17 protein-coding genes and 2 pseudogenes are annotated in these 21,182 nt (G+C 27.9%); 7 read left to right on the plus strand and 12 right to left on the minus strand.

What is annotated here, in order from left to right; all coding sequences use genetic code 11:
* Positions 1 to 88: 88 nt before the first annotated feature.
* Entirely contained in the window at positions 89 to 754 is a 666-nt protein-coding gene (locus BV55_RS15435; RefSeq protein ID WP_084170564.1) for a hypothetical protein, read from the plus strand.
* 535 nt (positions 755 to 1,289) lie between these two features.
* On the opposite strand, the gene BV55_RS15725 is transcribed toward BV55_RS15435, so the two are convergent.
* From BV55_RS15725 to BV55_RS0112455, 4 genes and pseudogenes are all read right to left on the minus strand, one after another.
* The gene (locus BV55_RS15725) at positions 1,290 to 1,460 is read right to left on the minus strand and encodes a hypothetical protein (protein ID WP_198023238.1); all 171 of its coding nucleotides are present in this window, start codon (positions 1,458 to 1,460) and stop codon (positions 1,290 to 1,292) included.
* A 50-nt stretch (positions 1,461 to 1,510) separates the two neighbouring features.
* A complete protein-coding gene (locus BV55_RS14940; protein WP_035794420.1) occupies positions 1,511 to 1,699 on the minus strand; it encodes a hypothetical protein in 189 nt (62 codons plus the stop codon).
* A gap of 401 nt (positions 1,700 to 2,100) precedes the next feature.
* A pseudogene (locus tag BV55_RS0112450) lies at positions 2,101 to 2,460 on the minus strand (UPF0236 family transposase-like protein); the annotation flags it as partial.
* Positions 2,461 to 2,670: 210 nt separating this feature from the next.
* Positions 2,671 to 3,867, minus strand: a complete 1,197-nt coding sequence (locus BV55_RS0112455) for a hypothetical protein (protein WP_029453142.1) — start codon at positions 3,865 to 3,867, stop codon at positions 2,671 to 2,673.
* Positions 3,868 to 4,119: 252 nt separating this feature from the next.
* Between BV55_RS0112455 and BV55_RS15440 the strand changes: the two genes are divergently transcribed.
* Complete coding sequence (locus BV55_RS15440; protein ID WP_035794786.1) at positions 4,120 to 4,275, plus strand: transposase; 156 nt, start codon at positions 4,120 to 4,122, stop codon at positions 4,273 to 4,275.
* Between the two features lie 200 nt (positions 4,276 to 4,475).
* Here the strand turns inward: BV55_RS15440 and BV55_RS14950 are convergent, their stop codons facing one another.
* Positions 4,476 to 4,844: a hypothetical protein gene (locus tag BV55_RS14950; protein WP_035794423.1), complete on the minus strand. Its 369-nt coding sequence runs from the start codon at positions 4,842 to 4,844 to the stop codon at positions 4,476 to 4,478.
* A gap of 169 nt (positions 4,845 to 5,013) precedes the next feature.
* Positions 5,014 to 5,934, minus strand: a complete 921-nt coding sequence (locus BV55_RS0112470) for a tyrosine-type recombinase/integrase (RefSeq protein ID WP_029453143.1) — start codon at positions 5,932 to 5,934, stop codon at positions 5,014 to 5,016.
* A gap of 892 nt (positions 5,935 to 6,826) precedes the next feature.
* Between BV55_RS0112470 and BV55_RS0112475 the strand changes: the two genes are divergently transcribed.
* The 3 genes from BV55_RS0112475 to BV55_RS0112490 all read left to right on the plus strand — a co-directional run bounded on the left by BV55_RS0112475 (position 6,827) and on the right by BV55_RS0112490 (position 12,953).
* Complete coding sequence (locus tag BV55_RS0112475; protein ID WP_051652504.1) at positions 6,827 to 8,953, plus strand: ATP-binding protein; 2,127 nt, start codon at positions 6,827 to 6,829, stop codon at positions 8,951 to 8,953.
* A 503-nt stretch (positions 8,954 to 9,456) separates the two neighbouring features.
* The gene (locus BV55_RS0112485) at positions 9,457 to 11,151 is read left to right on the plus strand and encodes an ATP-binding protein (RefSeq protein WP_029453145.1); all 1,695 of its coding nucleotides are present in this window, start codon (positions 9,457 to 9,459) and stop codon (positions 11,149 to 11,151) included.
* A 191-nt stretch (positions 11,152 to 11,342) separates the two neighbouring features.
* Positions 11,343 to 12,953 (plus strand): recombinase family protein, encoded by a 1,611-nt coding sequence (locus BV55_RS0112490; protein ID WP_029453146.1) that lies wholly within the window; start codon positions 11,343 to 11,345, stop codon positions 12,951 to 12,953.
* Between the two features lie 62 nt (positions 12,954 to 13,015).
* Here the strand turns inward: BV55_RS0112490 and BV55_RS0112495 are convergent.
* The 3 genes and pseudogenes from BV55_RS0112495 to BV55_RS0112505 all read right to left on the minus strand — a co-directional run.
* A pseudogene (locus tag BV55_RS0112495) lies at positions 13,016 to 14,014 on the minus strand (FAD-dependent oxidoreductase); the annotation flags it as partial.
* Complete coding sequence (locus tag BV55_RS0112500) at positions 14,011 to 14,913, minus strand: sulfide/dihydroorotate dehydrogenase-like FAD/NAD-binding protein (protein ID WP_029453148.1); 903 nt, start codon at positions 14,911 to 14,913, stop codon at positions 14,011 to 14,013. The pseudogene BV55_RS0112495 and the gene BV55_RS0112500, both read right to left, overlap by 4 nt.
* Before the next feature lie 165 nt (positions 14,914 to 15,078).
* A complete protein-coding gene (locus BV55_RS0112505) occupies positions 15,079 to 15,492 on the minus strand; it encodes a hypothetical protein (RefSeq protein ID WP_029453149.1) in 414 nt (137 codons plus the stop codon).
* A gap of 195 nt (positions 15,493 to 15,687) precedes the next feature.
* Between BV55_RS0112505 and asd the strand changes: the two genes are divergently transcribed.
* Positions 15,688 to 16,773 carry an aspartate-semialdehyde dehydrogenase gene (asd, locus tag BV55_RS0112510; RefSeq protein WP_029453150.1) on the plus strand — a complete coding sequence of 362 codons (1,086 nt, stop codon included), beginning with the start codon at positions 15,688 to 15,690 and terminating at the stop codon, positions 16,771 to 16,773.
* Positions 16,774 to 16,992: 219 nt separating this feature from the next.
* Here asd and BV55_RS0112515 read toward each other — a convergent pair whose 3' ends face one another.
* A complete protein-coding gene (locus tag BV55_RS0112515) occupies positions 16,993 to 17,856 on the minus strand; it encodes a tRNA 2-thiocytidine biosynthesis TtcA family protein (RefSeq protein ID WP_029453151.1) in 864 nt (287 codons plus the stop codon).
* 37 nt (positions 17,857 to 17,893) lie between these two features.
* Entirely contained in the window at positions 17,894 to 18,061 is a 168-nt protein-coding gene (locus tag BV55_RS15610) for a hypothetical protein (RefSeq protein WP_157469666.1), read from the minus strand.
* Positions 18,062 to 18,159: 98 nt separating this feature from the next.
* Between BV55_RS15610 and BV55_RS0112525 the strand changes: the two genes are divergently transcribed.
* Complete coding sequence (locus BV55_RS0112525) at positions 18,160 to 19,719, plus strand: recombinase family protein (protein WP_029453152.1); 1,560 nt, start codon at positions 18,160 to 18,162, stop codon at positions 19,717 to 19,719.
* 188 nt (positions 19,720 to 19,907) lie between these two features.
* Here the strand turns inward: BV55_RS0112525 and BV55_RS0112530 are convergent, their stop codons facing one another.
* On the minus strand, positions 19,908 to 21,044 hold the full coding sequence (locus BV55_RS0112530) for a D-alanyl-D-alanine carboxypeptidase family protein (protein WP_029453153.1): 1,137 nt from the start codon (positions 21,042 to 21,044) through the stop codon (positions 19,908 to 19,910).
* Positions 21,045 to 21,182 lie beyond the last annotated feature (138 nt).

A 21,182-nucleotide genomic window follows, 5' to 3' on the forward strand; every position in this document is an offset into this window, starting at 1 on the left:
TATGTAATAAAAGGAGGTATAAACTTTTTATTAATTATAAGTAGTATATAACCGAATACTGACCATAATAATTTAAAGGGAGGCTATTATGTCTATTAATATTAAACTTCAAGATTTTACAGCTACAATACATCAAACATCTAAATATAATGGAGGTGAATTCGATTTAGTGCATGTAGAAAGTTTAATTGTAACTGATCAACCTATACCATCAGATGATACATGGTATATCCCTAATTCTAAACCAATAGATCCAATGTTTAAATCTATTTTTGAACACGCAAAAATAAATCTTATGCCAACTCATTCTTCTTTAATTCAAGAAAGAATTGATGGTTTCGGTGATGCCTTAAATGAAGCTATGTCTGGAGATGAAAATGAAACAAAAAAAGATATTACAACTTTGGCACTATTATCAGCATTCTCCAAAACAACTTTAAATCCAATTGAAAATACAGAAAACACATATTTACTAAGTTATAGTTATAAACTATTCCCTATTGCGCCTAATATATTTGAGCTTAAAGTTACTCTACCATTCCCAGGGTTTATTATGCCTGATAATGGTGATGAAATTCAAATTACTGTAGTGACTCCTATTAATGCTATTATAGATAAAGAAAAGACTATGGGAATATCAGAGGATAATCAACAAATTCAACCTCAATATGCAGAGTTTACTTATTCAAGAAAACAAGCTATATCATTCCAATATACTACTGATCCTGAATTCACAATTAGATACAATTATTAAATAATGGGAGGGTTTTCCTCCCATTATTTTTTAGCTATTAATCTTCGATAATGTACTATGATATTTTGGAATCCTAATTTTATCTTTTATCTATCTTCTTCAATTATTTTTAATTTCTTCGTTAATCATTTCCTTTATTATCCTTACTTAACCTACTATGTTATCTATGCATCATATCGATTTTTAGTTAGTTGATTGAAAAAGTTAAATCTTTATTGTTATATATTGTATACTCACTTGGTAATTGACACCAGTAAATGTTTGGTATATTATTATATTAGGTGAGGTGGGTGGGCAGAGAAAAGCGTTGAGGTGTACGGTCGCCTTTTACTGGGATAATTACCTTTCAGCTCTTATATTTTAATTCAAAAGGAGCTGATATTGTGAATGAATGTTCAAATAATTTAAATAACTTTATAACATCTTTATCTAAATTATTAATTTTAGTAATTATTCTTATATTAATTAAAGGTTAAAAATCACTTCAACGTTTTTTTAATAAATTTATTTCTAACCCAAAGCCCTATTTATTCCCTTATAAATTTCTATCCTTCATGCATTCCTCTATTTCCTTATAAGAATCAAGTGTAAGTTCTAGTACTTCCCTCGTCTTGATGAATCTATCATAATATGAGTTTCCGTATAGGCACATGCATCTTAATGCATCTCTATTCCATCGTATATTTAGCTTATATCTTTTATTCACACTACATACTATGTAGTATTTGCAATATGTTTTCTCCCTTCTGAAAGTTCTTACGCCTCCACTTTGTAAACATTTACTACTTTATTAGACTTATTGGCACCACAAACTTCAACTTGCTTTGTGCTATTTAAAACTTCTTTACTCCAATTAATTGGCACAATATATTTCAATGCTTGATTAGCCGATACTGTAACCATTATTATATCTTTCGGTTTTTTTAAATTTAAGGATTTTTTCATAATATGAATATCTCCTTAATAGAAATTATTCTATTTTCTTAAAAATAGGATTAAATATGACTATGTTATTACACATCGCTATTATATAATAATACTATATGCATCTTATTTCATATAATTATAGTTTAAATAAGTTTGAGTTAAGTAAAAGTGGACAACTATTTTACTTAACTTATTATCCACCATTTTACATGAGGTATTTATAATTTACCCTACCCATTTTTACTTCTAATTGTAGCTAAAATCTCCAAATCCTTTTAATCCACAAAATTTTTATATTACCTTTCTTCCTAAACTAACAGCGGTTCTACTATAAGGAATAGGGGCGATATGTATCTTATATTCTTTAGATTTCGTACCCTTTTTATTAACCGCGGAAGCGGATAAAGGTATTTCACGAATTACAAGTATCTATAACGCCCTTCGGGTGCCGTAGGCATAGTTATATTGTCTCTTAATTTATATGGAACTAGGCCCTCTTTATTATGCACAAAATAGTCATATAGTTCTGTAAGCTTTTTAAAAACAACTTCATCTTTATTATTGTCTATCATCATGTCAACAATTAATTCCAACCTTTCATCAGTTTTACATTGCCTAAATAACTTCAATAATACTCTCTGTTCTTTTTTATCACTTACTTTTCGAATAATCGCTTGGCTTATATGAAATGGATCCAACTCAAAGTGTATGTCTTGATCTTCACAAGTTGCTTTTATCCACTTTGCGCCATCTCCATTTAATATCCTAGTTTCTATTTCATCAACATTATACTATAACAAATTTGACTTCAAATAAATACGACTGATTATATATGATTACATTAGTTTTTCTTTAATTATCCTTCATTTTAAATAGGAGGTTTTGATTTTAAATATGATTGATCAAAGAATAACGTACTTAAGACAAACAAAAGATATTTCACAGAAAAAGTTGCTATTCTAGCTGCATAATATTATTTTATAAAATAGTTATAATATTATTGGTGACATCTCAAAGCCTAAATCTCCTATTCTAGTTACACGATTTAAAAAAAATTCACCTATCATTGATTGAGGAATATCATATGCCCTATGATATTTGATTAAATCCCATTTCTCTACTAAAGCTCTTTCTCCATATCTTTGGCAGGCACCAACCACTGAATTTGCCGCTTGTTTTCTACCGATATTTGTCTCTTGATAATACTTTGTGGAATTAGCAATACACCTATAAATAATTCCATATATCTGCGCTACCGAAAAATGTTCTAACAGGTCTTTAAAAACTGCAATTGTCTTTTCTCCTGGGTTAAAATCAAATTTAACTTTATCCATTTGATAATTTAAATATTCTAAACACTCTTCCAAAGCAATCTCTTTCCAAATTTCCAAAGCTTCACTTTTACTTTCTTCATTCATCTCTTTAGGATTTATTAAAGTCGCTATTTCTTCTTCATAATCTTCTTTAATTTCTATATTAAGGATATAAATAACTTCATTTATATAATAAGTTTGTGGAAATTCTTTCTCACCAGATGAATCAACAAATGCTTCAATTTTAGAATCAGGACTTACAACAATTACATTTTTTGAAAGTAATGTTATTAATATTTCTTTAGTATAATTTAATGTTGGTGCTAATTTTCTTTCCGCAACTTCCAGTGGCTTTATTATTTTCATATCTTCAGTCAAAGCAGTTCTTAATAGTGCTCCTAAAAAAACTTTTTCTCTAAATCCCAGATCCTCTATCCTAACTGGCTTATATTTATTTAAATCATAAGTATCATTAATCAAATTCCTTTTATCTTGAACTATCTTTTTCTGCTCCTCTTCTAATTTTATTTCTTCCAGTTTTATCTTCTCTCGACAATATGAACAATTACAAAAATGGCTATCTTCATGTCCACAATTTATGCAATATGCATTATTTCTACCGTACCCACATGATGATTTTGAAGGTCTTTTAATTAACATAGGTTTCCCACAATAAGTACACAGTTTATCTTCATAAATTATTGGTGGAAATAATGTATATAATTTAGATGGATTAATTTCAATTTTATATTCTTCAACTAAGTTTTTTGCCTTTTCATTGCTATAATACCTATTTATTAAAGTAGCAATTTCCTCTTCACCCAAATGCTCTAATTTCTTATCTATTTTAATTTGAATTGTACTATCACCCATTCACTCAACTCCTCATGTAATCAAAATATTTTTTCTTAGCTATTATTATAACAAAATATCTATAATTAACAAACTTTTTTACATTTAGGTTTGAGTCAAGTAAAAGTGGGAAACTATTTTATTTAACTTATTATTCACACTTTTAATTTGTTTTTTCATAGATTGGTTAACACTATCTGACGTAATATACTAAAATTGTAACACTAACATCTGAAAATTTAGTATAATAAAATTAAGAGAGTAGTGTTACAAATGGCAAATAAGAAATATGATAAAGCATTTAAAGAATCAATAGCCAGACTAAGTTTGGAGGAAGGTATACCTTTATCAAGCATCTCAAAAGAATACAATATTGCGAAATCTACTATTAATGATTGGATTAAAGGCTTCAGTGAAGAATGTATGTAGTCCGAAGAAAAACTTTCTCCTAGTGTATATGAAAAATAGAAAAGGTTGAAAAAGTGTGCAACTGAGATTTAACTTAGTATTAAAATTTTGCTTAACCATGTCAGATCTTTCAAGAAAAATAATAGTAGAAATTTAGTTAACTCCCTACTACTATTTTTTACTTATATATTAAAACACAAATAAATTATTTATCTAACTACCTATACATGTTTTGCTTTCATCAATATTCTGCTATATCTATTCTTATACTTTTGCCATTCATTTACATGCGAAACAGATAAAGATGAAATATTATAACTAACTAATTTTCTTTTAAGATCTTCCACTGTTAATAAAAAAGGATTCTTATTAATATCCACTGTGGTTTTGGAACATTTATCTTCAAGTTTTATAACTTCCACTTTTACTATTTTATTAGATTTATTAGTACCACAAACTTCAACTTGCTTTCTTCCATTTAAAACCTTTTTACTCCAATTAATTTGTACAATATCTTTCAACGCTTGATTAGAAGATATTATAACGCTTCTTCTATCTTTCAATTTTTCTAAGTTCAAAGATCTTTTCATAATATGAACACCTCCTTAATAGAAATTATTCTATTTTCTTAAAAATAGGATTCCATATGACTACGTTATTACACGTCTCTATAATAGAGATTATAATATAATCATCTGATTTCATCAATTATATTTTGAATACTAGTATTTTACTAATATTTACACAGACTTTACTTTTCTATCTTCCCAAATAAATATTAGTAACCTCTTTCCTATGATGCCCTAAATCTTCACTTATCTTTTTTTGTGCATCTTCTTTTGTATGTTTCTGTAAAGCCTCATCAAATCTAATTTGAGCAAAGGTGTGTCTATTCCCGTGCATAGTAAGATTTGTTTTTGGTGTAGCTTTTCTATCTTCTTCTAGCATCTTCCTAGCGATATCCCTATTTATTCTATCCTTGTCCTGAAATTCATTTCTGTGGTTTGTAATCCAATTTTGTATGCTTCTTTTTACCATATGTGTTTTATCCCCTATACCTATAAAAATACGTTCATCACTTTTTGCGTTAGATAATATATATTTTAATGTTTCTCTATCTTCAATTTTTACTTCAATTTCCCTTGGATTCTTACCTTTAGTGTTTTCTAAATATAAAAATCCACTACAAATGGCTTCTTTAACTTGATGATTGGTTAAAACTACAGCCTCCTCCAATCTACATCCAAATTTAGAGGACAAAAGTATAGCTTTAACAACATCTAGCCTATCCATTTCCTTGGCTAATGATATTGCACTATCTATTTCCTCTTCTGACCATGCCCTCCTAGCTCCACGAGTTATTCTTTTTTCTAACTTTAACTTTTCATTTTTAGGTAAAATTTCTTTTCCTTGAGACAAAGTATAGAAAAACCTTATTGCAGATAATTCTAGTTTTATTGTTCCTGGAGCGTAATCTACACTATGCATATAGTCTACGTACATATAGATATGTTTTGCTTTTATATTCTTAAACTTTTTTACATTTGTATTTTCACCAGTCCAAATACAAAAGCGATAACAAGCCTCTTTATACCTATATTTAGTTTTAATACTTTTCATGTTGTTCATTTTAAAAAGATGATCTATTTGAGCTATTAAATTCTTACTTTTACCATTCATATCTTTTACTCCTTTCTTGTTTATTTTTTCTTTTAAAAAAGTACATAGCTACGCCATAACTTAATTATTCTGTTTCTTGCGTTTTCCCATAATATATTTTCTCGAACACCTGGTAATCCTTACTTTGTGTACTATATTATGTTCCCGTATCTATATTGTTATTTAGTTGTAACTAGCTTAGTAATAATGCTTAAAACATATATTAATATGTTAAGAAAGCTAAGCAAGAGCATAAACTTTTATGCTTTAATAGGGATTTTTAGTTTTATTTATACTTATAAATCCCAACCCAAGTATCTTAAATACATTGGATAATTGCTTATAAATTCTGCTTAAAGTGCAGAAGCCATTGAGCTAAGAAACTTTTTGGAAATCTTTTTAGAACTATTATCCACTCCCTAAAGGTCCACACGTAAAAAATAATCCATAATATTAATTTTATAAACCCGTCTATATTTTTAGCTTTTAAAAAGCCATTATTCTTTAATTATCTTATTATTATATCGATAATAAGAACTTTACTATCTTTTATAAACTATTTTATAATAAATGTGCAATCTTTTAAAAAAATGATATTGGACAAAGCTATTAATATGTAATGCTAAATTTGTATTGTAAACAAACTATCTACTTAATATAAGAATTGTAAAAGTGCTACAATCAATACCTTTGTAGCACTTTTATATTTTGGATAATAATAAAATTCTTTCGGAGTAGTACTTTTAAACCTAAAGTACTACTCCAAAGTTTTTTAATTTATTAATAAAATATATTTTTTTAATAAATTATAACTTTCCTTATCCTCTTTTTTATATTTTTTAATTTACTTAGATATATAGGAATATCTAGTTTTTAAAATTAGAAATTTTTTATGACAATGGAGGAAATTAATATGCAAATATCAAGAGCTATATTAAGGGAAAAAACAAATATGGATATTTGTTCTTTAGAAATCCAAAATGTAATTAAATCTATTAAGGATAATAAAATAATAATTGTTTCAAAAATGCAAGAAGAAGCTAATAGTCTAAATATATTATTAGAACAAAATGGTATGTACTGGGCAACAACATATAATACTATTGAAGGTTTATCTTATGTTGATAATTGTAGAATATATATATTGAAATATGACGATGATGATAATGAATATATAAGAAATATAATGAATAAAGTTTATGAGGCTTCTAAAACATTCAAGATTATAAGTTTATTGGAACTAAAAGATTTCCATGATAATAAAGACATTCTTAAATGGATAAATGCTGAGAATACATCAGAAAAATTAATTAAAGCTTTTAATAGGAGCCTTGATTTAAAAAATAAAAATTTATTACAGCAAGATGATCTCGGCATATATAAATATGTTAATAACAAAAAAGAGGATGATATTAAGAAAGTCTATATTACAAATTTTAATGTAATAAAAGCTACCAGAATTATCTTTGTTGACAAGCAAGTTGAAGGTATAAATTTAATATTAAAATCTGATAGTGGAGAAAAATTTAAACGTATTGGGGAAGTAAGTGTATTTGATGATATGAAAATTTTCAAAAACTTTTTAGCAAGTATGGATATAACATTTAAAGGCAAATTAGATGATTTAACCAACTTGAAAATGTGGATAAATAGGTACTTTACTTTTAATGTAGAAGAAATTCATAGTGGTGTTAAATTTATAACTAAGAATGATACAAGAATGCTAATAACAAATAATGGAGCAATATTAGGAAAAAGTGTAGATAGTACCATAATAAGTGTAGAGGGAATAGCTATAAATATTAAAGATACAGAACCTATTAATAATGAAGAGACTAAAGAGCTTATGAAACATATATTTAATTTTGCATCTAAAGAAAAAACAATTTGCATATTAGGAAGCTTAATAAACAATTTGTGCATAGAACAAAGTGAAACTTTAAAAATTAAAGGACACCACCTTCTTATTGCTGGAGAAAGCGGAAGTGGTAAGAGCACAATATTAAAAAATGTGATAGCAGCTATACTAAATTATCCAGATGAAGAAATAAAGAGTATAGGTTTAATTACTAACTTCGCATTAATAAAAGCTATCTCTACAGGAAATTATCCTGTTATTTTTGATGAATACAAACCTAGTTTATTAGATAAATATAAAAATGCAAAATTATCGGAAATCTTTAGAAATAGTTATGATAGAACAACTGTGTCTAGAGGAGATAAGACCCTTAATAATAGAAATTTTGTCTTAAACAGGCCTATAATTTTAGCTGGAGAAGAAAGTTATAAAAACGCTGAAAAAGCTCTTATGGAAAGATCTTGTATCGTTTACTTATCTAAAGCAGAAAGAACTATTGATAATGAAAATAGCATGGAATGGCTACAAAAAAATGAAGAAATTCTTAATAAATTAGGTATAAGTCTTATAAAAATAATTTTAAATTTAGATGTCCTTAGTTACCAAGAATTAAGAGATACCCTAAAACCTAGTTTTACAGATTTAAGGGATAGAGTACTAAATACTGCTATAAATATTGCTACGGGTATAGAAATATTTAATATACTGTTAAAAGAATTGGGCTTAGATGAAATTTTAAATTATGCTGACTTAATTACACAAAATATAAAATCAGAAATTCTAAATGATAGTCAGGATTCACTTTCATCTGTTCAACAGATGCTTGTTTTGTATAACCAACTTATAGAAGATGGAAGAGCCCAAAATGTAAAAGAAGTAGTAGTTAGTAAATCTGGTAAGATTTACATAAAGACTAGCGAAATGATTAATCAAATCTTAGAATTCAATAAAAATGTTGGTGCCGATATAATTATATTAAATCTTAAAGATTTTAAAAAGCAAGCTAAAAAGTCTAATTATATAGTAGATACAAAATACTTACATGCTTATACTGGTAGTGAAAGAAAAACTATTAGATTTGATGTATACAATAAAAAGAAGCTACAAGAATTGAATTTAAATTCCATTGCTCCAGCTGATATGTTGGAAGTAGCAGATGAAAATAGTGACATTCCCTTCTAAAAGTTTTAGTGGCTCAGAAGTCACATACAAACTTACCAACTGTGCCTATTTTTATTCCATCACAAATCATTCATTTAACAGAGTTAATATAATATAAATTTATTAATGGCACAGTGGCACATCAATTATAAAATATACATTATACAGATATAACAGTATTACAGTTATTTATTATACTGTATTAAGTAAATTTAAAGGCGTGCCAATGTGCCAATAGTTATTTTTTTAATACTGTGAATTTCTATTAACCTTTATATTACATATACAGTTTGTATTTCTACTACTTATAGTTTTAGTATTTTCATTTAAAATAATATTTGTGCTTACCATTTGGAACATGCTCCTTTCGTTTTATATTCTTTTATAAATGTGGTAAACTAAAGTTGATTAATTATAGTTTCAAATGATTTAGTAGGTTACTTAAATATTATTTTATTTTGGTGATTTTCATTGACTATATTATAATTAAATAAATAGAATAAAGTTAGGAGTGTGAATACAACATGAAGAGGATACCCTATGGTATTTCTAATTTTGAAGTTTTAAGGGAAAAAAATTATCTATATGTGGATAAAACATCTTACATAGAAATTTTAGATAACTATGCTCCTTATCAGTTCTTCATAAGGCCAAGAAGATTTGGCAAAAGTTTATTTACTTCAACCTTAGAGAATTATTATGATATAAATAAAGAATATAAATTTGATGATTTATTTGGTGATTTATATATAGGCAAGAATCCTACAGGCGAAAGAAACAAATTTCTCATTTGGAAAATAAGCTTTGCTGGTGTTGATGCAGGCAATGGAGAGGAAGAACTTAGAAAAAGTTTTAATTCAAAAGTTCTTGTGTCTGCAATGAAGTTTATAGATCAATATTCAAATCTATTAGAAGATAAGACTATTCCAAAAGAAGTAGACAGTGCTGAAATAATAGTACAGTATATTTCTCTTTTAGCTAGTAAAGTAAATAAACAAGTATTTGTTCTAATAGATGAATATGATAACTTTGCTAATGAATTAATTACAGGAGGAAAACAAAATACCTATGAAAATATACTTCATGGTGAAGGTTTTGTTAAAGTTTTTTATAAAGCTTTAAAAGACGCCACTATGGATAATTTCAACAGAATATTTATGACAGGGGTAAGTCCTATAATGCTAGATGACTTAACCAGTGGATTTAATATAACTAGAAACTATACTTTAGATGAAAATCTTAATGCTATGATGGGATTTACACGAGATGAACTTTCATTGATAATGGACGAAGTGAACATAAAGACTTCAGAACTCAGAAAGAAAATATGTAGTGATATGACCACTTATTACGATGGCTATAGATTTAACGAAAATAGTAATTCAGTTTTTAATCCAGATATGTCAATGTATTTTTTAGATAATTATTTAGCTTATAATCGTTATCCAAAAGAGATGATAGATAACAATGTAAAAACCGACTATGGAAAGGTCAATCAATTAGCTTATAATTTTAACGATAGAGAAGCCCTAGATGAAATTATGACTAAAGGTGAAACGTCTACTATGTTAGTAGATAGATTTAATATTCATACTATGTACAGTATAAAAGAAAACTTTAAATCCTTATTGTTTTATCTTGGCATGCTTTCTATAAAGGATCAAGGACCACTTGGTACAGTACTTAAGGTGCCTAACTACGTTATTAAAACTATTTATTGGGAACAATATTTCCAAAAAATAAACGAAGAGTATAATATTCAAGTGCAGGATATAAGAATAGCCGTTAATGAAATGAGAACCCATGGCAATATTGAGTCGCTAGTAAAACTTATACAAGGCATATTAGAGGATTTATCCAACAGGGATCTAATTCAAATGGATGAAAAAAATATAAAGATGATGTTTCTTACCCTTTTAGGCGTAGATAGTACTTATTTTATACAAAGTGAAGCTGAAAATAATAAAGGGTATGTAGATATAATGCTAAAAAGAAAAATTCAATTTAAAGACATAACTAAATTTCAGTGGATTATTGAGCTAAAATATATAAAAGAAAGTGACAGAAATTCTTTCGAAAAGGTTAAACAAGAAGGATTAAAGCAGCTTAAAGGATACGAAGAAAGTAAGTTTGTTCAAGAAAACCTTGAAAGAGAAGGTTTAAAGAAAGTCCTCATTATTGTAGTTGGCAAAAAAGATATTTATACTGTAGAGTTATAGCTCTAAAAACACATTGAAAATTAAGTTTATTCAATGTGTTTTTATATTTTAGTTTATATAATATAATATATAAAAAGCATTCCCTTCTAACACTTAGTTATTTAAAATCAGCTATATTTATAACCTAATTGAAAGAAGCAATAATCTATGCTAATGTAATTATATAAATATACATTTAGGAGGTGTAGCAATTGATAGCAGCTATATACAGTAGAAAATCTAAGTTTACTGGAAAAGGAGATTCCGTTGAAAACCAAGTACAAATGTGCAAGGAGTATGGAGAAAAGATTTTAGGAATAACTGAATTTGTAATTTACGAAGATGAGGGATTTAGTGGTAGCAATACTAATAGGCCTAAATTTATTGAACTTATGGCAGATGTTAAAAAGAAAAAATTTGACGTTCTTATATGTTATAGACTAGACCGTATAAGTAGGAATGTAGCAGACTTTTCTTCTAGTCTAGAATTACTACAAAGTAACAACATAGCTTTTGTCAGTATAAAAGAACAATTTGATACTTCAACACCTATGGGAAAAGCTATGATTTATATTGCATCTGTGTTTGCAGAATTAGAACGTGATACCATAGCAGAACGAATAAGGGATAACATGCTTGAACTAGCTAAATCTGGTCGATGGCTAGGTGGGCAAACTCCACTAGGCTTTGACAGTAAAAAGACTATATCTTTGGATGAAGAATATAAAGAGCGAACTACATATATGCTTTCTCCTATAGATGATGAATTAAAGTTGGTTAAGCTTATTTATGAAAAGTATCTGGAATTTAATTCATTAAGAAAAGTTAATCAGTATTTATTAGAAAATAATTTCAAAACTAAATTTGGTTCTGATTGGAATGCAAAATCTATATCTGATTTACTGCAAAGCCCTACTTATGTTAATGCAAATCAAGAAGTTTTTGATTTTCTTATAGAAAAAGGAATAGATTGTATAGGTAAGCCTAATAATAAAAGTGGTATTTTAAGTTATAATAAGAAAAAAGGTCCTAATGTTCATAGAGAAAAAACAGAATGGATTGCAGCAATCGCAAAACACTCTGGAATTATAGATGCAGATAAATGGTTAAAGATTCAACAGACTTTAATAATTAACAAAAAAAACTCCCCTAGACTTGGTAAAACTCATACCACCCTATTATCTGGCTTATTAAGATGTGGTAAATGTGGATCACCCATGACTGTTATACATGGTTCTAAAGATAAAGAAGGTAATAAGAGGTTCTATTATGGTTGTAGCCTAAAGGTATATTCTAAAGGCACAAGGTGTGATAATTCAAATGTTAGAAGTGATGAAATTGAATCTATTGTTATAGATAAATTAAAGAATGTTACCAAGGATAATGGTTTATTACTAGAGGAATTAAAATCAGTTAAAAATCAAGTAAATGATAAATGTAATTATGCTGATGAATTAAACTTACTTAAAGCTTCATTAAAATCTAATGAAGAAGCTATAAATAATTTAGTTAAGCAACTAGCAAAAAAACAAAGTTCTATTGCTTCAAATTACATATTTGATGAAATAGAAAAACGTGAAAAAGAAATTAATGATACAAAAGCTAAACTTAAAGCTTTATCTGAAAATAAATCTAAAGGTTCTGAAATAGACATAAATGTAGATTTGTTAATTTACAACTTAAAAAACTTTTACAGCACTATTGATTATGCTGACATAGAAAATAAAAAATACTTAATCTCTACTCTGATAGACAAAATAAGCTGGAATGGATCTACTGGAGAAGTTGATATAAAATTATGGGGAAGTCCAAAAAAAAAATAGATTTTTCTCTAGAAAAACATTACTGCGGAGCTATAACTAAAAAATTGCAGATTGCTATGGCGAGCTTCTGTATGCCCTACAAAAAGTCCTGACTTTTCCCCACCTACAAATAAATTATCAATGCCCTTTACTCTCATATCGTCTGTTCTTGGTGCAACTGACAAATATCTTATAGAATTCCCTTTTCCTCCAGCATAAGGATCTATATATTTAGCACTTTCCATACCCTTTATTTTTCGTAACTTATCTAATGGATAAAAGGTAGTCATAAGTTTTGCTTCACCAGTATCTAGTAGAACTATATTTTCTGCAAATTCTTTTAATGCATATTGTTGACATACCTTAGATTTTAATTTATCTAAATGCACATCTTCTGCTGGAACTTTTAAAACTGCTACTCCATCTTTATCTAGCTTTTCTCTTATTTCTTCTGATAAACTTTCTTTAGCTAACTTACAAGAGCCACTAAAAGCTCCAAATACATCATCTTCTCTCTCCCCTTGTAAATCATCTATACCAGCTCTAGCACTTATGCTTATTCTTGGTCCAAAGGCTGGACATCTTAATATGCACATAGAACATCCATTCCCATATCTTAAACAATTACCCATGGGGCCTGTAGATCCTGTAGTTTCTACAAACACATCCCCTTCAATGTAAGTGCCATCACTTAAATATATACCCATTATCTTTTCTTCTTCTCTCTCAATGTCTGAAACTCTAGCTATAAGCTTTAAATCTATGCCTAAGTCCTCAATGTATTTCCTAACTAGGGGTTCTATTTTATTCACATCATATAGCCATGCATTTTTATGCCCAGGAAATTCTATGTTTTTATGTCTTGATATCCCATCTGTTATTTCTATAAGCTCTCCAGCTCCCATTGCTATTAATTCTTCTGCTGCAGTAAATCTACCATTATTTCTCATTATGCCTCCTACATTTCCAAGTCCTAATGTAAGATCTGTTTTTTCTAATAGTGTAACTTCTGCTCCTGCCTTTTTAGCAGCTATAGCTGCTGCAATACCTGACCAACCTGCTCCAATAACTACAACTTTCATATAAGTCTTCTCCCCTCAAATATACTATTTGGTTCCGCTTGAACCTTACATAATCTCTTTTTCTTATGGCCCTCATATCTTTCAGTACAACTTCCACAAACACCTTCACCACAACACAACTTAGCATTATTACAGCAAGATAATTTAATTCTTTTATTATTAAGTTCTATTAATTTAAATATTAAAATGTTTGCCCCAGAACAGTGTATTAAATTTATAGATTTACTTTCTATAAATTCTTCTATAATATTTTCAGCCTCTTTAGTAAGCTGTCCTGATACTAATAAGTCACATTCAATTATTTCTACATCATATTTTTTTAAATATTCTTCTATAAAAATATTTTTGTATCCAGCTTTATCTAATATTACTGTTACTTTATTTCCATTTGAATATAGCTTTTTTATTACAGGTATCATTGGTGCCATTCCTATACCACTACATACAACTAACGAATGACCTTCGATAGTTTTAGCTATATTTTTAAGCCCAAATACCCCATTCCAATAAGGTCCTCTTATTATAATCTTCTCATCTTCAGATAATTTTTCTATGCTTTTAGTTTTGATGCCTTTTATTTCCAGAATCACCTTTATTGTGTTTTCTTCTAAATTTACATCCATAATTGAGATGGGCGTATCATAATAGCTTATGGTTTCAGGATTTCTCATAAATACATAGCTACCGGTAGCATAAAGATTTTGAGCTAGTTTATGAGATACTAATATAGTAAGAGATATAACATTTGTTTCTAAATATTTTTTATTTAAAATCTTACAGGTGAATTCCCCCCTACCTTCCTTTACTTTGTTTTTATTATCATGATATTCTTGATAAATACATACCCCTTTCCAATTAATGCAGTCGCAAAAATGCTTTCCCGAAAGTTGTGAACATATAATACAATCTCCCGACTCTGCTAGATGGCAAGGACAAGGTTAATACATAAAAATGCATCATAAAAAAAACATAAGCCTATATCCTAAATTACTACGTAAAATAAGATATAGGCTTTTTATATATTAAGACATTCCATATTATTTTAACTAAATTATTTCTTTTCTTTATTCATACTTCATATTTATTAGCTGCATTATTTGGAGTCTTTTTTGGTCCAGTTCAGATATCTTTATGTATATATCTTGAAATTCTTTTATCTTTTCCTCGGAAAAGTCTTTTAAAATTTCATTTCTATCTTTAATATAAACTTTAATGTTTGATTTTATTTCTTCAATATCATTTAATATTTCAAGTTTTCTAATCTGTCTATACTTCTCCTCTTCATATAATTCCTCTAAAATCCCAAGTTCATTTTCATTTTTAATAAAATTTATATAACACTTACATACCCCTTCCATGGCATTGGTTAATCTATTCCAAAGTGGAAAGTCTATCATCATTAAAATATCAATTTTAAGCTTTTCTAAGGTTTCTATATCCTCTTCAATCTTTTTTACATCTCCCCATAAATTGCTCACATAATCTCCCCCATTTAAAACTATAATTATATATAAAAGTATATATTAAAACCCTTAAAAAATAAACCCTAATGCAGATTTTAAATATTATAATCTATGGTGAACTTAATATTTTATAATAAATTAAGCTGCCTGTGTGTACATATATAATATATAAAAGTATAATAAAGCTATATAATATTATGGAGGTGTCTTATGAGTAGTAAATTAAAAGTAGGTATACTCGGGGGAACCGGTTTTGTAGGACAAAGATTAATTACATTATTACAAAACCATCCTTACTTTGAAATAAAGGAAATTGCTGCTAGCAAAAAATCCGCTGGAAAAAGATATGAGGATGCGGTGGATGGTAAATGGAAGTTAGATCTCCCACTACCAAACAATGTAAAAGAAATTATTGTTAAAAATATAAATGAAGCTAAAGAAATAAGTGAATCTGTAGATTTTGTCTTTTGTGCTGTAAATATGGATACAGAAGATATAATTAAGCTAGAAGAAGCTTATGCTAAAGCAAACACACCAGTAATATCAAATAATTCTGCTAATAGAATGTTTGATGATATTCCTATGATAATACCGGAAATAAATTCAAATCATTTTGAGGTAATAAAAGCTCAACAAAAAAGACTAGGAACAACTAAAGGATTTATTGTAACAAAGCCAAACTGTTCAATTCAAAGTTATGTTCCTGCAATTAGCGCACTACTAAAATATAAGCCTACAAAAATAATGGTTAGCACTTATCAAGCAATTTCTGGTAGTGGGAAATTATTTTCAGATTGGCCAGGAATATTAGACAATGTTATACCTTATATAGGTGGCGAAGAAGAAAAAAGTGAAAAGGAACCGCTTAAGATTTGGGGAAATATTAAAGATGACAAAATAAATTTAGCTACATCTCCTATAATAAGTGCACAATGTGTAAGAGTTCCTGTATCTGATGGACATTTAGCTACAGTTTCTGTATCTTTTGAAGAAAAACCTACTAAGGATGATATCATAAAATCTTGGAAGGAATTTAAAGGAAAGCCACAGTTACTTTCCTTACCTACTGCTCCAAAACAGCTTTTGACCTATTTTGAGGAAGCTGACAGGCCTCAAACTAATTTAGATAGGGATATGTATAATGGTATGGGAATAACTCTTGGTAGACTTAGAGAAGATCCATTGTTCCATTATAAATTTGTATGTTTATCTCACAATACCCTTCGTGGTGCAGCAGGTGGAGCTGTATTAACTGCAGAGTTATTAAAAGAAGAAGGCTATTTAAATTCTAAATAAATTAAATGTTTCAAATAAAATTTGACCAATATTTCAGTTGGTTGTTTCCATGAAAATTATACAAATATTTTAACAAGGTTTTTCTTAGGAAATCATAGAAATATTTCAGCTAATAATTTCCCAGGAAATTACATCATAATTTTGTATTTATTTGTTAATCATACTCAGAGTATTAAAAAAAAGGAATTCCTACATACTAGGAATTCCTTTTATATAACTTTACATATCATAAAATTCTAAATACGAATGACTTTCTCCGTCCTTTTTCCATCCTAATATAGAGTTTAACTCTACATTTTGTGCAGCTTTAAATATCGACTTATCTATATCGCTATTGGTTAATTTCAAATTTTCAATAAGATCTTTTATTTCGTGCCTTTTATTTCCTATCTTTTTTGCTGCTACCATACAAGCACAATTTAATGGCCATATGCCACTATTTTGAATGAAATTTTGTATGTATTTTTCTTCTACATAATATAGTGGTCTTATAAGTTCTATCCCCTCAAAGTTTGCTGCCTTTAGTTTCGGAAGCATAGTTCTAAAATTGCCCGCATATAAAACATTTAATAAAGTCGTCTCAATAACATCATTAAAATGATGGCCTAAAGCAAGCTTATTACAGTTTAATTCCTTAGCTTTAGCATAAAGAGCACCTCTTCTCATTTTTGCACACATATAACAAGGGTAATCCTTTGCTATCTTATCAACTACATCAAATATACCTGAATCAAATATCTCTACAGGTATTTCTAAATAATTGCAGTTATCTATTAGTAGTTCTCTAATATTATCATGATACCCAGGATCCATAGCAATAAAACGAAGTTCAAAGTTTACGTCACTATGTCGATGTAACTCTTGGAATAGCTTAGCCATAATTAGACTATCCTTACCTCCTGATATAGCAACTGCAACTCTATCTCCCTCTTCAACCAATTTATATTCCTTTATGGCCTTAATAAATTTAGACCAAACATGCTTTTTATATGTCTTTATAAGACTTTTCTCTATGTCTTTTAATGGCTTTCTCTCATTAAAAGGCACTAAAATATCGCAACCTTCTCCAGCTATATTATTCATTGTAACACCTCTCTTTTTCCTAGGTATTATAGCATTTTTATATTAATTTGTCTTCATTTCCATCATTAAAGCTATTATATAATACTTCAAGATCATCATTATTTAATTTTAAGGATATAATTTCCACTAGATTACTTAGTAAAGTTTCTCTACACACTTCCTCTTTATAATTATTAACCAAAACTTTTTCTATCTTTTTTTTCAAATTAGAACCCTCCTTTAAGACTTTAATACTTACATATGAACCTTTATATATTAAATGGAATACTATATTATTATTATTATTGTTTTAGGTGAAATATTATGAAAGTAGCTATTTATTCAAGAAAGTCAAGAATAACTAACACTGGAGATTCTATTGAAAACCAAATTAACCTTTGCAAAGATTACTGCAAGGATAAAATTGTAGATGAAATATTTATTTATGAAGATGAGGGTTTCTCTGGTAAAAATATTGAGAGGCCTGAATTTAAAAGAATGCTAGAGGATGCTAGGTGTCATAAATTTAATTTTATAATCTGTTATAGATTAGATAGAATAAGTAGGAACTTGTATGACTTTACAAACATCATTAATGAATTAGATACATTAAATATACAATTTGTTAGTATCAAAGAACAATTTGATACATCATCTCCTATGGGTAAGGCTATGATGTATATAGCTTCTATCTTTGCTCAGCTAGAACGTGAGACTACTGCTCAAAGGGTTTCAGATAATATGCTTTTGCTAGCAAAGTCAGGTCAATGGCTTGGTGGTCAAACCCCCTTAGGTTATAAAAGTCAGTGTAAAACTTTTTATGATAACAATAAAATTAATAAGAAAACTTATGTGCTCTCCCCTATTGAAAGTGAAATTACAACTATAAGACTTATCTATGATTTATATGAAAAAAAAAGATCTTTAAATAAGGTCAAAGATTTTCTAAATGAAAATCTTATACCTGCAAAATCTAGTATTAATTGGACTGCTAAAAGGATTCAAATTATATTAAGGTCTCCAGTATACGTTAAAAGTTCTCCCAAGGTATTAGATTACTTAAGTGCTAATAATATAAATGTTTTTGGAAATTCTAATGGAAATGGTATTTTAATTTATAATAAAACTAAAAATATAACACAAAAAAGAGATAGATCAGAGTGGGTAGCATCCATAAGTGATCACCATGGCATAATTGGTAGTTCTAAGTGGTTACAAGTTCAAAGTCTACTAGATACTAATGCAAGAACACCCCCAGCTAAAGGAAGGTCAAATAGAGCTCTTTTAGTCGGTATATTAAAATGCGCTAATTGTAACGGAAATATGTATATTAAACATGGACATATTTTGGCTAATTCTAATGTGAGAATCTTATATTATGTCTGTGAAAACAAATCTAAATCAAAAGGCAAGCTATGTAATAATGGAAATGTAAGAGTTGATGAAATAGAAACTGCTCTAATAGAAGATATAAATAAAACTTTAATAGATACCTCTAAACTTATTGAATCTCTTTTTAATACCATAAAGCTAAAAGATTACTCCCTATATTCTCTTAATATTAATAAAGAGATACAATATAAAAATATGAAGATACAAAACTTATTAGATGAATTATCCTTAAGTCCTGAACTTTCAAAACACATTAAACCTAAGATAATAGAGCTTGAGACCTCTATTAATGATTTAAAAGACAAACAGTTGTCTAGAAAGATGCATTTAAAAAATAATTATCTATTAAATCTTTTTTCAAAAGAAAAGCTTAATTTATCAATGTTTAAAGATTATATTACCCTAGAGGAAAAAAAGTATATATTAAGAGGACTTATAGAATCTATTTACTTTGATGAGGAAAATCATAGCTTAGAAATAAATTACAAATAAATTTTTATGGTATATATGATGTATCTTTATGTATTAAGCACAAAATTCTGTTCCTGCATCAATACAATCTATTATTTCATATTTCATATATACCATCCTTTCCTGTTTAAAAAGAATATTATAAATACTTTTCTATATTATTAAAGTATTTATTTAAATACTATATGTTACAACTAAAGCTATTAATTTTAAGATTGCTTAAATAGTTTACCCTTTAATTTTTGAAAGTTTGATATACTTCCGACATCTTCTTTACTATATATTATTCCTTCATAAATTATATTTTCTTGTGACCTTATTATAATACTTCCTACTATATCATCCTTTTTTATGGGTGCCTTAATATCTTTATTAACTATTATATTAACATCTTCACTTTTACCTTTTTCTATTGGAATTATTATATCTTCTTTCATATATGCTTTTACGCCATATATACCATCTTTAATTTCTACTTCTTTTACTATATCACCTTTTGAAAATACCTTTTTATATTCATATTTTTTCAAAACGTAATCATAAATATTTTTAGTTTCTTTCCATCTTTCGTTGCAATTTAAAACTACAATTATTACATCATTATTATCATAGGATATAGATGATACAAGGCATTTACCTGCATTTCCTGTATATCCTGTCTTCACTCCATTAGCTTCTGGGATTTGCCAAAGTAATTTGTTTATATTATTGTAGTCTCTTGTGAATTTCATTTCATCTTTTTTTATGCTTTTACTAGAGACTATTTTGCTAAATATTTCATTTTCTTTTGCCTTAACTGTTAATAGTGCTAAATCATAAGCTGTAGAATAGTGCTCTTCTTTGTCTAAGCCATGAGGTGTGCTAAAACTTGTATCTAAAAGTCCTATATTAAGTGCATACTCATTCATAAGTTCAATAAATCCATCTACAGAGCCTGCAACGCCTTCTGATATAGCTATAGCTGCATCATTTCCTGATCTAAATAAAAGTCCATATAAGAGCTCTTTTATTGTAATGTTTTCACCTTTTTTATAGCCAACCTTTGACCCTTTTACATTTTGAGCATTTTTACTTATTTCAACTGTTTTATCTAAATCTCCATATTTTAATGCAACTAAAGCTGTAGCTATTTTTGTTGTACTAGCCATTGGTAATATTGTATGAGAATCTTTATCATATAATACACTTCCTGTTTTAGCATCAATGGCTACAGCAGATAGTGCTGAAATTCTAATTTCTTTCAAATCATTTGAATTTACTTTTGCTAAAGTTTTAGTATTAAATAATAAGGTAGTTATAAATAATACTACTAAACCCTTGGCTATATAATATTGTTTTTTTCTCATAAATACATACCTCCATATAGTAAGCTTTAAATTAGTATTTCCAATAACCTAACATTGATACTAATTAATTTTATATATATATACTTAAAAGAGGAATTATTGGCAATAATAGAAGATATGTTGTTGATTGGAGGACAA

This window comes from Clostridium algidicarnis, from assembly GCF_000703125.1.
Taxonomy (GTDB): domain Bacteria; phylum Bacillota; class Clostridia; order Clostridiales; family Clostridiaceae; genus Clostridium_L; species Clostridium_L algidicarnis.